Raw genomic sequence first — 15,541 nt, forward strand, 5'->3', positions numbered from 1 at the left:
CGCCTTACGGAGGTGTGCGCACGAGGCTCGCCGACACGCGCCTGCCTCGTACCTTCCGCCGCCGCAACCGGCGCCACCCGATCACGATCCCGCTGATCGAGATAATCGTACCAGCCGCCGATAGCAGCCACACCACGACGTCGCGCGCCGGCCAGATGCGCAGCAGCAGCGGGACATCGAGGCTGTGCAGCGCGTTGAACAGCCAGCGGTAGGACCGGCGGCTGTCGTCGCTGCGCTCGAGGATCTCGCCGGTGACGGGGGAGATGTGCAGCCAGGTGCGGGCGGGATCGTCGAACCCGATCCGCAATACCGGAAGCTCGCGCGCCTGGTGCAGCGTGTACCAATAGGCGTCGGGTTCATCGAGCTGCCGCGCTGATGTCATCGCAGCGCCGGGCATTGCGTGTCGGGCGGCAGCGATGACCTCGTCGCGCGAGAGGGTCATCCGCGCACCGGTCACAGGATCGGCGATGCTGCGGCCGCCGTTGCCGTCGTCGAGCAACATTAACCGGTGTCCGCCGATCCAGACGAAGCGGGCCTCCACCGCAGGCATCGATGGCGACGACTGGAAGCCAGCGACGATGTCGGCCGTGTCATGGCCGCTGTAGCCGATCGCGATCTCGCGGGTGACGCCGCGGCCGGAGAACGCGCCGCCGGGATTGAGCGACAGCCAGCCGCTAAACATCCAGGTCAAGACGCAGATGCCGCCGATCAGGCCGGCGATGTGATGCCAGGCCATCCAGCCGCGATAGGGCGAGATGGCGCCATCAGCGTAGCGGCGCATCAGCCGCAGGCGGAGGACGCCGATCCAGAAGCCGGTGACCGCGACGACGAGGCAGATGCCGGAGATCCACAACACCACGTCGCGCCACAGCGAACCGTCCTTGCGCAACACGGTCGGATAGATCCAGTGCGGGATCGAGCCGAGCCAATTCCAGATCCGCTCGCAACGTGTGGTGTCGAGCGCGATCTCGCCGGTGCGCGAGGAAACATAGAGCTCGGTGCCATCGGCGTCACCGAGGCCGATCAGATAGAGCGGCCGCAACGGATCGAAGCGCGACGTGACTGACCATTGGTCGCGCGTGATCGTTTCGATCAAGCGAGGCTGCAAGGCATGCGGATGATGAGCGGCAATGGCCAGCGCCTGGTCCGGCGTGATCCGGTCAATCACGCTGCCGTCGGTCGCCGAAATGGTGATCGTCCCTCCCTTCCAGCCGGTCACCCGATAGACGGGCGTGTCGTCCATCATCGAAAGCCGCAGGTCACGCGGATAACGCTCGACACCTGCGATCGCCATCGCGCGATCAGGCGTGACCCGCACCTTGCTCCAGGGAATGACAGGAAGCGCGGCGAGGCGCTCGCTGTCGGTAAGGCGCGGAAAGGCCACGTACATCATGACGAGGCCGGAGATGAACCACATCGCGAACAGGAGACACGTCGCAATGCCGATCCAGCGATGGACGATATAGAGCCACCGCCGCCCGCGCCGGATCAGAGCGTTGCGCATGGTCAGAACTTCACGTTGACGGACAATTCGGCGGTACGCGGCACACCGAGCAGCCACTGCCCGGTGCCGTTCGAGGTCACCGCGTAAGGCTTGTCGAACAGATTGTAGAGGCGGAACGCGACCGTGGTGCGGTCGTCCGGCTTCCACCTGACGCCGCCATTGACCACGTTGTAGCCCGGCCGCAGCTGGGTGTTGGCAAGATCGGAGTACATCGCACCGACGATCTGCACGCCGCCATAGACCGACCAGTTGGGCGCGAAATCCCAGGTCAGCCAGACATTCGAGACCTGCTGCGGCACGTTGACCGGGACATTGCCGTTGAAGCTGACGATCTTGCCGCCGACCACCTGGCTGTTGTTGTCGTATCTGGCGCGCAACAGCGCAAGATTGGCGTCGACGCGCCAGCCGTCGTTCAGCGCGAGCCCGATCGATCCTTCGACCCCGCGGGATGATTGCTGGCCGATCTGCAATGCCACGCCGCCGGTAGGGTTGCCGGGATCGGGAATCGTGAGCCCGGTCTTGACGATCTCGTAGGCGGCCAGCGTCCACTCGCCGCGGCCGCCCCAGAACGACTGCTTGACCCCGATCTCGGTCTGCTTGCCGGTCGCAAGCTGGAATGTCTTCTGCGTGGTCGACAGTGAGATCAGATTGCTGACCGGATCGACGCCGACCGCGTACTGGCCATAGAACGCGAGGTTCTTGATCGGCTCGTAGACGAGGCCCGCGCGCCAGCTAGTGCCCGATAGCGTCGTCTCAAAACTGTTTGCCGGCGTCTTGTAGTCGGTGCGGTCCACTTCGGGGCGATCATACCTGACCCCGGTCACCAGCGACAACTGATCGGTCAGCGAGAGCCGATCCTCGGCGAACAGCGCGTATTGATTGACGATCGCGTTGAAGCCCGGCGTGGTCGCCGTCGTCGTGGCGAAGAACGATCCGGGATCGAACACATAAGGATTGACCGAGGACGCGCCGCCATAGGGCGAGTTGTTGGTATGGGTGAAGTCGATCCGGTTGACGTCGAACCCGGCGACGACCTGGTTCGCAAGGCCGAACACGTGGCCGCTGAAGGTCGTATCCATCCGGTTGCCGAGCTGCTTCTGGTCGTGGAATATCTCGATATAGCTCGTGCGATCGATCAGCTGGGTCTTCGGATTCCAGGTGTAGTTCTCGATGTCGCGCCAGTGCCGCTCGCTGGTCAGATAATACAGCGTGTTGTTGACCTTGATGCCGTCGGCGACGTCCCACTCGGTCTTGAACTGGGTCCAGCTGTCCTGATAGCGGATCGCGCTGTCCAATGCGTTGTAGTTCTTGAAGCGCAGCGCATCCTGGATCGAGCCGTTGATCAGCGGCGTGCCGAAATAGCGCGACGGGCTGCGGTCGCCGTAGTCCTCCGACAGCGTGAAGGCCAGATTGTCCGACGCCTGCACCCGCACGGCAGCGGAGACCACCGCGTTCGAGGTCTTGTCGCGATCGAGCCAGCTGTCCGACATGTTGCCGGTGGCGTTGATGCGGTACGACACATTGGGATTGATCGGACCGGTGCTGTCCACCGAGAGCCGCCGCGTCATGTTGCTGTCGAGCGAAACCTCGGCCTCGTTATAGGGCGTGCTCTGCGGCTTCTTCGGAATCACGTTGATGACGCCGCCGATCGCGCCTTCGCCGTACAGCACCGAGGCCGGGCCGCGCAGCACTTCGATGCGCTGCGTCGACCAGGTGTCGTAGGGGAACGTCAGCGTGCCGGAGCCGATATAGAAGCGCGTGCCGTCATACAGCGTCATCACCGAGTTGCTGCCGGCAAAGCCGCGGGTGCTGAACGACAGGCCGCCGTTGCCTGGCGCCGGCGTTGCGACGAACCCGGCCGCGTCCTGGGTGACGGCATCGAGCACATTATGCTGGCCGCGTTCAGCGATGGTCTGCGCCGTGATGATCTCGACGCTGGCCGGCGTCTGCAGCGGCGTCAGGTTGAGACGACTGCCGGTGCCGCCCTGCGTGGTGGCATTGAGCGTCGGCGATGCCGTCCCTGGTGTGCCCGACGAAGCCGCGCGCGACGTGCTGCCGGCTGCGGCGGCCGTCGCGGGCCTCGGCCGTGGCCGCGCCGCGGCGGCCGTGTCACGACTGCGCGCCGCAGGCTTCGGCTTTGCCGCAGCCGAGGGCGCGACCTCGATCGGATCGAGCCTGGTTGGTGGCGGCGTTTGTGCCGAGCCTTCGGCCGGCAACAGCAGCGATGACAGGGAGCAGAGAAGACCGAGGCGCCATTTGCGCGCAACGGGAGAGGACGGAGACATGAAAGGACTCGCGGTAACGTGGCACGTCACCGCGAACGCGGATGGCGCATTGCCGAAAAGGCAGTGCTCCGATCCCACCAGGACGCCCCCGCCCGATGTGCTCGCGTGTGACCACGACTGACGGCAGGTCTCCTGGCTCACGGGTCATCGCCTGTCGACGCCTTCCCGGGCCGATGGCCCAGTGGCAAATTGACGAAAGGCTCGCCGTTTACAGTTGCGGGGACAGCTGCGGCATTGGGGTTACCCTCGCACCGCATTCCCTTTTGATCCCCGAAGGGAACCGTCGGCAAAAACGATAGGTGGTGCCGGCAGGGCTGTCAATTCGATGATCGTCGCACACATGCTTTGCGAGATGCTGCTGCGGCGATGACACAGCGACGTCGAGGGCTGACGCCGAAAGGCAACCCGTCATCCTGAGGAGCGCGGCACGCGCGTCTCGAAGGATGCACGGCCCGGCTGGTGGCCGATTCATCCTTCGAGACGCCGCTTCCCTCGCACCTCAGTATGACGGGAAACGTAGGTTCGCGTCACTGAGCCTCGACGCATCCCTGCATCACCTCATCAATCTCCGCGCGCGACAGCGCACCCATCTCGGCGATGAACACGATGCGCGTGCGCGGCACGCCGGGCGACGGCACGCCGCTCGCAGCCAGGGTCGCGCGGCCGCCGGCGAGTTGAAGCACGGTCAGCCGCCCGGGCTGCTCCACCGTCTCGAACAATCCCTTCGCCCGCGCCAGCTTCGGCGCCAGTCTGCCGATCGCCTGCTGCAAGCGCGGCAGCACGACGGGCCGCTCCGAGGTCCAGCTCAGCGTCTCGAAGCGATCGGACGCCGGCCGTCGCGGCGCGGTCTCGCGCGGAGCCGGCACATGATCGAGGTCCGCCGGGAACAGCAGCGCGGCCGGCACCTCGCCATGCAAGGCATCGACCACCACGGCCGCCGGACGCACCGCGCGCACGGCGTCGCGGATCGCGGCGCACGCAGCGGCGTCAGTCAGATCGACCTTGCTCAGCGCCACCACGTCCGCCGCCCGGAGCTGCGAGCGCAGCAGCGCATCGTTCAGCATCGCCGCAGGCTGCGTCGCGTCGACCACGCACAGCACGGTCTCCAGCGGCGCCTCCTTCCAGATCACGGGATCCATCAGGTTGCGCACGATATCGGCGGGATCGGCGATCCCGCTTGTCTCGATCACGATGAATTCGGGACGCGGATCACGCCGCAGCAACGTGGCGAGCGTGCGCAGCAGGTCGCCCTCCAGCGTGCAGCAGATGCAGCCATTGCTCAGGCTGACCACGCCGTCGCTGGCGCCGGCGATCAGCTCGGCGTCGATATTGATCGCACCGAAATCGTTGACCACGGCGGCGATGCGCCGCCCTTGCGCATGCGCCAGCAGATGGTTGACGACCGTGGTCTTGCCCGCCCCGAGGAAGCCCGCGACCAGCAGGATCGGGACCGGCACCTCAGCCCCCCGTGATAGGCCGGCGCACCGGCCGGCCGGGACGCGCCGCGACATCGAGCACACCATCGCTGATCAGCGGCTGGCCGCTGACCACGAGATGCCGCACGCCCTCCGCCGGACGATTCATCGCCGAGAAGGTCGCGCGATCGCTCAGCGTCTCGTAGTCGAACACCACAACATCGGCGTCGGCGCCGACCTGCAGCCGGCCCTTGGCCCGCATCGCCGGCGTGCTCGCCGACAGGATCTCGGCCGGGATCAGCGCGCATTTGCGGATGCCCTCGAGCAGCGACACTTTCTTGCGCTCGCGCACCCATTCACGGATGAAGCGGGTGAAGCAGCCGGCCGAGCGCGGATGCGAGGTGGCATCGTCGGGCAGCGGCCAGGCGTCGCCGCTGTAGGGGCGGCCGTCCGACAGCGTCCACGGCATCGCGTCGGAGGCGATCGCGCCGCCCGGATACAGCACCGCCATATCGAGCAGATCGCGATGATGCGCGTTGTTCTCGATGTCGAGCACATGCCACAGCACCAAGGTCGAGGGCTCTTCGGCCTGTGCCGCCAGCAATTCCTCGCGGCTGCCGAAGCGGTGACCGTCGGTCACGCGCTGCACCGAATCGTAGCCGAGGCCGTTGCGCTCCTCGAATTTCGGATCGCTGAAGAAGGTCGCCGCCAGCACGGTCGAGCCGGTGCCGTAGGGATAGGCCTCCACCGTGATCGGCAGGCCCTGCGCCTGCGCTTTCGCGATCAGCGCGACACAGCGCTCGATATCCGTCTTGCTCGACGAGTTGAAGTGGCAGATGTGCATATGCGCGCCGGTGGCGCCGGCATAGCCGATCAGGCGGATATAGGCTTCCGCCGCGCTCTCGGGATCGATCCGCGACATGTAGGCGACGTGGGTAAAGGTCGGCACCGCATGATCCGCCGCGAGCTGGCACACCGCGGTCAATTCCTGCACGCCGGCGCCCGGCGCATAGGCGTTGAGAATGCCGATGCCGATGCCGCCCTCGTTCAGTCCGTTGGCGAGGCGCTCCAGGATGCCGCCGACCTCGCCTTCGGTCGCGACGTTTTCGATCCAGCGGCGATCGCGCATCGCGGCACCAAACGATTCCAGCGAGCTCTCCGAATTCGAGCCGGTCATCGCACCGATGCGCGCGAAGGCCCAGTTGGCGGCGGCGCCGTAGTTCAGCACCCTGCCCTTCTCGGCCTGGCGCTTGTACCAGGACGCGACCGGCAACACGCCGGCCTCGAGGTCGAGCGAGGTCGTCACCCCGTCGAACGCCTGCATGCGGTCGGCTGGAATGGTCTGGCCATGCGCGTGCAGGTCGATGAAGCCCGGCGCCACCACGAGCCCGGTCGCGTCGATCTGCCGTTCGGAACCGCCGAGGCCGGTGCCGACCGCGGCGATCTTGCCGTCGACGACGGCGACATCGCCGATCGCGTCCATCCCGCTGGCCGGATCCACCACCCGGCCGCCGCTGATCACCAAGCCACCCATCTCGCCACTCCCCGCATTCCGAAACCGACCGGTCTCCTGTCGAGCACAGAGAAGCGCATCGCACTGATCGCAGCAAGCCGGCCAGGGTTGTGGCGACATGCTGTGACGGAATATCCGCCGCGCCGTGATGGCGATTGCAGAGTGAGGCCCCTCCTACGTTCCGGTTGCACGCCGCGACGGCAGCCCGCGCCAGAGATCGGCGCCGGGCTTCACGCGGCTCGCCACGAGTTTCGGCGGCGTGCGGTCCCTGGCTATCGCCGCTTCGACCGCACGCTTGAGCCTGACATTGTCGATCTGCGCCAGGAACCGCCGGATGACGGCATCCTGATCCGCGCCCTGACCGGAGATCGCCGCGCACAGCTCCGCGGTCGTCCTGCGGAAGAAGTGGAAGGCGTCATCGGCCGCGCCGCCTAGCCGGTCGACCTCGCCGGCCACACCGAGCGCGTGCATCCGATCGTCGTCGTCGAGCGTCACTGCGAAGCGCAGCACGGCAAGCTGCCAGGCACGGAGCAGCTTGCTCTCCGGTTCGGTCGCATTCTCGCGCATCAGTCGAACACCCCGCGCGCCGGACGTCCTTCGGCTGTCGATGGAGGTCGGGCGCGGCGCGACTATCCTTGCGCAGGAATAGGTTTTCGAGGGGAGCGCGCGCCCGATTGCATAGGAATCGCATAGGCGGAGCGCGCCGAGCCCCAATTCTTTCAGATCCCCTCGAATTGCAGCCGGGCCAGCCGGGCGTAGAGTCCGCCCGCGGCGACCAGTTCGGCGTGGGTGCCCTGCTCGACGATCCTGCCCTGGTCCATCACCAGGATGCGGTCGCAGGACAAGACGGTCGCCAGCCGATGCGCGATCACTAGCGTGGTGCGGTGGCGCATCAACTCCTCCAGCGCGGTCTGCACCAGCGTCTCGCTCTCGGCGTCGAGCGCCGAGGTCGCCTCGTCGAGCAGCAGCAGCGGCGCGTCGCGCAGGATCGCGCGCGCGATCGCGATGCGCTGGCGCTGGCCGCCGGACAGCGTCACGCCGCGCTCGCCGAGCTGGGCGTCGAAGCCTTCGGGCAGGCGGCGCAGGAACTCGGTGGCATGGGCGAGATCGGCGGCACGCTCCACCTCGGCGTCGCTGGCATCGGGCCGGCCGAACCGGATGTTCTCGCGGGCGCTTGCGGCGAACACCACGGAATCCTGCGGCACCAGCGCGATGCGCGCGCGCACCTCGGCCGGATCGGCCTGCCGGATCGGCACGCCGTCGAGCGAGATAGTGCCCGATTTCGGATCGTAGAAGCGCAGCAGCAGATGGAACAGCGTGCTCTTGCCGGCGCCGGACGGGCCGACGATCGCGACCTTCTCACCTGACCGGACCGAGAGCGACACTTCATCGACCGCAAGCGCGTTGAGCCGGGTCGGATAGGCGAAGCTGACATTGTCGAAACCGACATCGCCGCGCGCCGGCTGCGGCAGCGCGCGCGGCGACGCGGGCGCCGCGATCTGCGGCCTGACGCGCAAGATCTCGAACAGCCGCTCGGCGGCGCCCGATGCGGCCGAGACCTCGCCCCAGACCTCGCTGAGCTGGCCGAGGCCGCTCGCGGCGAACGCCGTATAGAGAATGAACTGGCCGAGCCGGCCCGGACTGATGGTTCCGACCAGCACATCGTGCGAGCCGACCCAGAGGATCACGACGACGCTGGCGAACACGATGAAGATGACGATCAGCGTCAGCACCGCGCGTGCTTTGGTCGAGCTGCGCGCGGCTTGATAGGCCTGCTCGACCTCGCCGGCAAAGCGCGTCCTGGCGAGCCGTTCGCCGGTATAGGCCTGCACGGTGCGGATCGCGTTGACCAGCTCGGAGGCATAGGCGCTGGCATCGGCCAGCGTATCTTGGGCGGTGCGCGACAGCCGCCGCACCCAGCGGCCGAACGCCACCAGCGGAATCACGATGATAGGGATCGCGAGCAGCACGAAGCCGGACAGCCGCGGGCTGGTGATCACCATCATCGCGGCGGCGCCGAAGAACAGCATCAGATTGCGCAGCGCAATCGACACCGACGCGCCGACCGCGGACTTGATCTGCGTGGTGTCGGCGGTAAGCCGCGACACCAATTCGCCTGATCGCGCGGAATCGAAGAACGAGGGCGACAGCGAGATCAGATGCGCGAACACGTCGCGCCGGAGATCGGCGACGATGCGTTCGCCGATCGTCATCACGAGGTAATAGCGCGAGGCGCTGGCACAGGCGAGCACCGCGACGACCGCGATCATCACGCTGAAATAGCTGTTGATCATCGCGATGCCTTCGGGCGTGAAGCCCATGTCGATCATCCGCCGCACCGCGACCGGCACGATCAGCGTGGTGATCGCGGCGATCGTCAGCGAGATCAGCGCGAGGATCGCCCGGCCCTTGTAGCGCGCCACATAGGGCGCGAGCGCAAGCAACGGCCGCAACCGGGCACGGCTCTTCGCCGGCTCCGTGATCTGGCTCTCGATGAAGGCTTCCTCATCGAGCAATGCGTCGCGCGGAGGCTGCGGGGCGCCGCGCGGGGTCTCAAGCTGTTCGGCTACGCTCATCAATCTAGACCGGTTCTATCGCCCCCCACATAGGCCCGCCGACCCCCGGCTGGCAAATCCGGTAAAGTCCCAATCCGGTGATGGGCTTAGGCCCTTTCTTGGCTTGTTTTGGCGGGCTCCATGGGTTATAGACCCGCGCAAATCCCGTATTCCAGACATCTTGAGACGGGCGCCGGCGCGCCGAAGGAACTGTCATGAAAGCCGATATTCATCCGAATTATCATACGATTAAGGTCGTCATGACCGACGGCACCGAGTACCTGACCCGCTCGACCTGGGGCAAGGAAGGCGACACGCTGAACCTTGACATCGACCCCAAATCGCACCCGGCCTGGACCGGCGGCACCCAGCAGCTGATGGATCGCGGCGGCCGCGTCTCGCGCTTCCAGAAGAAATTTTCGGGCTTCCTCAAGAAGGACTAAAGTCCGCTTCGGGATCGCCCCGGCGATCACACGCAAAACGCCCCCGTCTCGGGGGCGTTTTTGTTTTTGGGGGCCGCTCCGGACCGGCGGGCTGAACGGGCCCGCGATCCTCCCGATGCGTCGTCCTGGCAAAGGCCAGCACGACAGCGAATGTGTGGCACGGCCTCCATCCACAATCGTCGCCCCTGCCTAGTGCGCAATTGCGCACGGGAGCAGGGACCCATAACCACAGGGCTGTGTTGTTGAAGAGGGCTGCGGCCCCAGCGTCGCGCAACTACTGTCATTTGTGGTTATGGGTCCCGGGTCAAGCCCGGGACGACACTGAATGTGTGGCTCGACTTTTGGGTCATACATCTGCAAGCAAGCATGGATGGGCTACTTCTTTAAGCGCGCTGCAGTCAGCCGGCGGCCTCGCGCAGACTTGCTTCGTAACGCGCGCTCGCCCGTTCGAAGTTGCGGCGCGCTTCTTCGCGGTCGGAGCGGCCCTCTTCAAGCGTCAACGAATCCCATTTGCTCCGTTCCGTGGCGAAAAAATCGCCGCCATAGACGTGGATTGCGCCGCTCAGCCGGTCGATTGGATTGATCACCGAATGGATGATGTCGGTGCCGAGCGGCACGGTATCGCGCACGCACAAGGCCCTGGCGCCGGCAGCCTCGATCCTGTTCGGCTCGCTCGGAATGCGCCGCCAGAAGACGTTGTCCTCACGGCCCCCATAAACGCCGATCACGGCCCACATGTGATGGTCGTGAGGTGGCACGATATAGCCGGGGGGCCACACCACGTTGAGGATGGTCAGCGTCTCGGAATGGAAGAGCGCGCGGCTTTCGGGACGCTGCGGCTCGCCGAGTCCCTTGAATACCGCAGCCGGTTCAGACATCGCGCGGGCAACGACCTCATGAATGGCTCGGTGAGACGGGTCCGCAGCGAACGCTGCGCGGCAGTCGGCAACGAAACGCTCGGTGTCAAACATCGCGATTCCCCTTTTGGACAAATCTCGGCTGGGCGGCGTAAGGATGTCGCGGCTTGCTCAATGTGTCCAATGCATTTATTATCCATCTATTCATGCATTTGGTGCATTGAAAATGGACCTTCGCCAGCTGCGCACCTTCGTCGTCGTTGCCGAGGCAGGCGGCTTTGCCGCCGCTCAGCAACAGCTGCGTCTGAGCCAGCCGGCGGCCTCTCGCCAGATCCAGGCGCTCGAGGACGAACTCGGAATTCCGTTGTTCGATCGCGTCGGCCGCGGGATCAAACTGACTTCAGAAGGCGAGGATCTGCTACGGCGCGGCCGACGTCTCCTGCAGGATGCCGAATCGTTCGGCGAGCGTGCCCGCGCGCTGAGAACCGGCAAGGCCGGCGCGCTGCGCGTCGGCTGCAGCACCCAACATATGGAAACGGTGCTCGCCAATTTCCTCCCCCTGTTCCGGCGCAAGCACCCCTCCGTGGCCATCGATTTGATCGAGGATGGTGGTGCCCGCGTTCCGGATCGTCTGCAGCGGGGCGACGTTCATCTCGCGATCATTCCGGCCGCCGACGACGGCTATCACCGCCGGTTGCTGGCTCCCGTCCATATGCTTGCTGCGGTTTCGCCGCGGCATGGCTTCGCAAGCAGGCGGAAGCTGGAGATTGCCGAACTCGCCGAAGAGTCATTGCTGCTCCTGCGGCGGGACTTCGCATCTCGCGGCTGGTTCGATGCCGCCTGCAACGTCGCACACATCAGGCCACGCGTGATCCTCGAAAGCGCAGCGCCTCACACCTTGCTCGCGCTGGCAAAAGGCGGCAACGATGTCGCCATCGTGCCGTCGAATGTCCAGATCCCGTCCGCAGGCGTCCGCGCCTTTCCGCTGATTCACAGGGGCGCCTCGATCGGGCGATGGACTGCGGTGGCTTGGGATCCGCAGCGCTTTCTGGCTCCTTATGCCAAATCCTTTATCGACGAACTCGTCGCCTATTGCGGCCAGCACTATCCGGGACGCGAGTTTGCCAAGCGCGTCTCCCCTCTACCGAGGCCGGAAGAAACAAAGGCGTAGTCGCCTTGCGGGAATTGCCGCGGATGGCCTGCTTCCGGGACCCGCAACAACGACTCAATCACGAACATGAAATGGTAGCTCGCGCCGTCGCGCGGATTCCGACGGCGAACCTAGCGCGGACGTTTCGGTCGCTTGAGTTCGGCGACCTTAAACTTCCCCGCGGCCTGCAGGCTGCTGCAAAGCCACCAGGCCCTGTTTCGGTACTCGCCCAGGAACCATTTGGTCTCGACGCAATCGACGTAGGACTTGTAGGTGAGGTTGTCCCGGCACGTCGACGAGAACGGTCCGTGGGTTTGTCCGCCCGTCGACTCGCTGCACCCGACCCAAGGGTCCTTGCCATGCGGGAGGCTCGATTCGCAGCCACCGTTGCAATTGCTGGCGACTTTCTCCAGCGCGGCAATCCTGCCCAGCACTGAATCCGGCGCCGGCGACGGCGCTCGAGCGGTTGACGACGACGTCTGGGTGGTTCTCGATCTCCGGTGAGATACCCCCGTGGTCACCACCTGTGTCGGACGATTTGGCCTTGCCACCGGCTTCGGCGCCTCGACCGTGATGGAGGGAAGCGGCTTGGCTGGGTCTGTTTGCGACGCTGCCGGGCCGCACAGCCAGACAGTTGACAACACGGCGACGGCTGAAGGCGCGACAAGGCTCGACGGCAATCTCATGACATAGCCCTCCCAAATCCGGGACGGAAATGCCGTCCCGACGAGGGCACGGTACCATACCGCCCGAGCTTGGCTACCTAGGGTTGAGGATAAATCTCCCGGTGTCTCACGATCGACGTCGACATGGCGGCGAGAGAACGCCCACCGCTCGCACCGTTCCGGCGTCTAGCCCAAAGCTGAGCTCGAACGGCTCTTGCCGATATTCGCCTTTGACCCGGAGCGGTTACTTGAACGACGCCGACACGCGGCGGGATCGGGTCGATTTTGCAGGCCCACGCCGTTAGGTCAGCGGTTCTGCCCCATGGTCTCTTGTTCAGAAGTTGCTGGCGCCCCCTACTCTCGATCCAGCGGCCATGCTTTGGTCAAAACTGCGTTGAGTGTTTGGCAGGGGTCATCGACTTGGCGAAAATACGATCGCCCTCCTTCGGGTGACATGGAACCGGGTGCCAGGTCGTTCCCTACCGCATTCTTGAGGTGCCCACCGCAAAGGCTTGTGATGGAACGGGCAAGGTTCGATAAGGCCGGGATTTTCGCTTTTGGCGATGCTCGGAGCGCTGTGACCTACTCGATCGAACTTTTTATCGTCACCGCGATCTACGGGAGCCTTGCGGCCTCCGCACATTTCCTTCCCGCTATCAATCCGACCGCGACACCGCTGTGGCCGCCAACCGGGGTTGCGCTCGCGCTTATGCTGCTGCGTGGCTACCGGATCTGGCCCGCGATCCTAGTGGGCGCCGTCGCGCCTTACCTGATAACCGACCGATCGCTCCTGGAATTTGTCGCCGCCGGGATCGGCACCCTCCTTGCTGCACTGGCCGGGACATGGCTGATCGGACGCTGGTCGAACGGTTGCCAGACGTTTGCCACGCCATCCGGTGTCGCAAAGTTTGCAGGCGTCTCCTTTGCGCCGACCGCGATGATCAGTTCATTCTCCGCCTTGGCCGGATCCATCTTCGTCAACGAACCGAGCTTTCCCGATTCCGTCGCCGCCGGGCTGACCTGGTGGCTTGCCGACGCAGCCGCGATCCTGGTGATTGCTCCGGTCATCGTGCTCTGGGCGATGATGCCCTTACGGATTTCCTCCAGATGGGATCTGTTGGAATCGATCGCAGTTATCGCCCTCGCTGGTCTCATTGGGATCGTAGCCTACAGCCCGCTCATCGGCAGTGACCTCGTCAGCGACGATCTCAACGTGGCGTTGCCGCATCGCAGCCTGCTGGGTTTTCTGGCTTTGCTCCCGTTGATCTGGACCGGTCTGCGCGGCAATCGATGCACCGCGGCTACGGCTGCGCTCATTTTCACCGGAATCGCAGTCTGGGGTTTCGCGTTCGGTAATGATCCGTTTCCGAAAACGGATCCGAACGGAGCATTGTTGTCACTGCTCGTGCTTTCGATCACCGTATCGGCCCCCTCTCTTGCCCTGGCAGCGGCAATCGCCACGCGTCACACCGCGGAAGCCCATCTGCTTTCCGTGCAGGACCAGTTGAACGGTCAACTTGAACGGAACGCTTCGGCGCTCGACAGCATCAGACGGCACTTCCAAACCCTTATCGAAGGCGTCGTCGATTATGCGATTTTTGCGCTTGATAGAGAAGGACACGTTACGAGTTGGAATAGCACCGCTCAAAAGATCATCGGCTACACCTCGGAAGAAATCATCGGCAAGCATTTTGGAATATTCTATCGGCCGGATGAACGCCGCGCGGGTTCGCCGACACACGCGCTGGAGACGGCAATCGAAAGAGGCAAGTACGACGTAGAGGGTTGGCGCATCAGAAAGAATGGTACGCCGTTCTTCATCACGGGCTCGGTCTCGTCGAGCCATGATGACTCAGGAAATCTGATCGGCTTTATCAGTATTCTGCGGGACGCAACCGAGCGACGCGACGCGGAGGAGAAGCTGGTTCAGGCACGCGAACAGCTCGCGATGTCGCAGAAAATGGAGGCAATCGGCAAGCTGACCGGCGGGATTGCACACGACTTCAACAATCTATTGATGATCATCGGAGGCAGTGCCCAGATCTTCACACGCCTGCTTGATCCAAAACTGCCCAAGGCAATTGAAGCCATACAGACCGCGGCCAAGCGCGGCGAAAGCCTCACCCGCCAATTGTTGACATTCTCTCGTCATCAGCATCTCAGCCCGACGGTCGTCGATCTGAATGCGTCCATCAAGAACATGCGGACCATGATCGAGAGCTCGCTGCGCGGGAACATCGTGTACAATGAGAACGTCGGCGAGGGTGTCGCGTCGGTCAAGGTGGACCTCGCCGAGCTGGAACTTGCGATCGTCAACATCGCCGTCAATGCGCGCGATGCAATGCCAAGCGGCGGCACGTTCACCTTATCCGTGCATGCGGTGACCGCGAACCAGGAAACCGGCGGCGATCGCCGCGCAAAGGCTTTCTTTGCGATCGCGCTTGGCGATACCGGCACCGGCATTCCGCCAAACCTGCTGTCCAAGATGTTCGATCCGTTTTTCACGACCAAAGAGGTCGGCAAGGGTACCGGGCTCGGCTTGTCCCAAGTCTATGGTTTCGCGCACCAGGCCGGCGGAACGGTGACGGCGGACAGCAAGGTTGGACAGGGAACAACGATTACAATCTACTTGCCGTCCTGCGCGGACGAGCAGGTCACCAGTAAAGAGCTGGCCGCTGCCAGAACAAGAGCAAGGCAGCCGCAGCGGCAGACGGTTCTCGTTGTCGACGACAGCCCCGAAGTGGCGGATGTGACTTCCTCGCTGTTCGAGCATCTGGGTTATGACACGATCTATCGAGATTCGGCCGAAGCGGCGCTGAAATTGCTCGACGCCGGTACAAAGATCGATCTCGTCTTCAGCGATATCGTCATGCCCGGGACCATCGATGGCGTCGGGCTCGCGAGAGAAGTCCGGTCGCGATACCCCGGTTTGCCGATCGCCCTTACAACCGGCTACAGCGATGCCGCAAAAGCAGCTCCGCCAAGTCTAAAAATACTCCGCAAGCCGTTCGATACCGACGCACTGAGAGATTTTATCCACGATCTTGCGCCGCCGCGACCACCGCGATCATCCGCCGCGCCCATGACGTCGAACACGACTGAAGCCTCGGGCAGAAATTGACCGGTCGCGCCATTGCAGAAGCAGCTCGTCGCG

General features: G+C 64.5%; 11 protein-coding genes and 1 riboswitch. Of the genes, 3 read left to right on the top strand and 8 right to left on the bottom strand.

The genetic code is table 11. From position 1 onward, the window contains the following. Window positions 1-4: 4 nt before the first annotated feature. From ACZBJS_RS29500 to ACZBJS_RS29525, 6 genes are all read right to left on the bottom strand, one after another. Window positions 5-1,504 carry a PepSY domain-containing protein gene (locus tag ACZBJS_RS29500; protein WP_316398113.1) on the bottom strand — a complete coding sequence of 500 codons (1,500 nt, stop codon included), beginning with the start codon at window positions 1,502-1,504 and terminating at the stop codon, window positions 5-7. 2 nt (window positions 1,505-1,506) lie between these two features. Then, window positions 1,507-3,789: a TonB-dependent receptor gene (locus ACZBJS_RS29505; RefSeq protein WP_316398112.1), complete on the bottom strand. Its 2,283-nt coding sequence runs from the start codon at window positions 3,787-3,789 to the stop codon at window positions 1,507-1,509. A 105-nt stretch (window positions 3,790-3,894) separates the two neighbouring features. After that, window positions 3,895-4,089: riboswitch (cobalamin riboswitch) on the bottom strand. Window positions 4,090-4,316: 227 nt separating this feature from the next. After that, window positions 4,317-5,246 (bottom strand): CobW family GTP-binding protein, encoded by a 930-nt coding sequence (locus tag ACZBJS_RS29510; protein ID WP_229192543.1) that lies wholly within the window; start codon window positions 5,244-5,246, stop codon window positions 4,317-4,319. A gap of 1 nt (window position 5,247) precedes the next feature. Continuing rightward, a complete protein-coding gene (locus ACZBJS_RS29515) occupies window positions 5,248-6,738 on the bottom strand; it encodes an amidohydrolase family protein (RefSeq protein WP_168857765.1) in 1,491 nt (496 codons plus the stop codon). 153 nt (window positions 6,739-6,891) lie between these two features. Continuing rightward, window positions 6,892-7,284 carry a hypothetical protein gene (locus ACZBJS_RS29520; RefSeq protein ID WP_225646584.1) on the bottom strand — a complete coding sequence of 131 codons (393 nt, stop codon included), beginning with the start codon at window positions 7,282-7,284 and terminating at the stop codon, window positions 6,892-6,894. Between the two features lie 152 nt (window positions 7,285-7,436). Beyond that, window positions 7,437-9,293, bottom strand: coding sequence for an ABC transporter ATP-binding protein/permease (locus ACZBJS_RS29525; protein WP_283067604.1), 1,857 nt, complete (start codon window positions 9,291-9,293; stop codon window positions 7,437-7,439). Window positions 9,294-9,487: 194 nt separating this feature from the next. On the opposite strand from ACZBJS_RS29525, the gene rpmE reads away from it, so the two are divergent. Continuing rightward, a complete protein-coding gene (rpmE, locus tag ACZBJS_RS29530; protein WP_016845230.1) occupies window positions 9,488-9,715 on the top strand; it encodes a 50S ribosomal protein L31 in 228 nt (75 codons plus the stop codon). Window positions 9,716-10,113: 398 nt separating this feature from the next. Here the strand turns inward: rpmE and ACZBJS_RS29535 are convergent, their stop codons facing one another. After that, the gene (locus tag ACZBJS_RS29535) at window positions 10,114-10,686 is read right to left on the bottom strand and encodes a hypothetical protein (protein ID WP_057017714.1); all 573 of its coding nucleotides are present in this window, start codon (window positions 10,684-10,686) and stop codon (window positions 10,114-10,116) included. Between ACZBJS_RS29535 and ACZBJS_RS29540 the strand changes: the two genes are divergently transcribed. Then, entirely contained in the window at window positions 10,676-11,743 is a 1,068-nt protein-coding gene (locus ACZBJS_RS29540; protein WP_316398111.1) for a LysR family transcriptional regulator, read from the top strand. The two genes, ACZBJS_RS29535 and ACZBJS_RS29540, sit on opposite strands and share 11 nt — an antisense overlap. A 110-nt stretch (window positions 11,744-11,853) precedes the next feature. Here ACZBJS_RS29540 and ACZBJS_RS29545 read toward each other — a convergent pair whose 3' ends face one another. Further along, window positions 11,854-12,408, bottom strand: a complete 555-nt coding sequence (locus tag ACZBJS_RS29545) for a hypothetical protein (RefSeq protein ID WP_253588773.1) — start codon at window positions 12,406-12,408, stop codon at window positions 11,854-11,856. A gap of 556 nt (window positions 12,409-12,964) precedes the next feature. Here ACZBJS_RS29545 and ACZBJS_RS29550 point away from each other — a divergent pair. Next, complete coding sequence (locus ACZBJS_RS29550; RefSeq protein WP_463439629.1) at window positions 12,965-15,508, top strand: MASE1 domain-containing protein; 2,544 nt, start codon at window positions 12,965-12,967, stop codon at window positions 15,506-15,508. The last annotated feature ends 33 nt before the right edge of the window (window positions 15,509-15,541 follow it).

The sequence above is a fragment of the Bradyrhizobium sp. KZN70725 genome, from assembly GCF_055264925.1.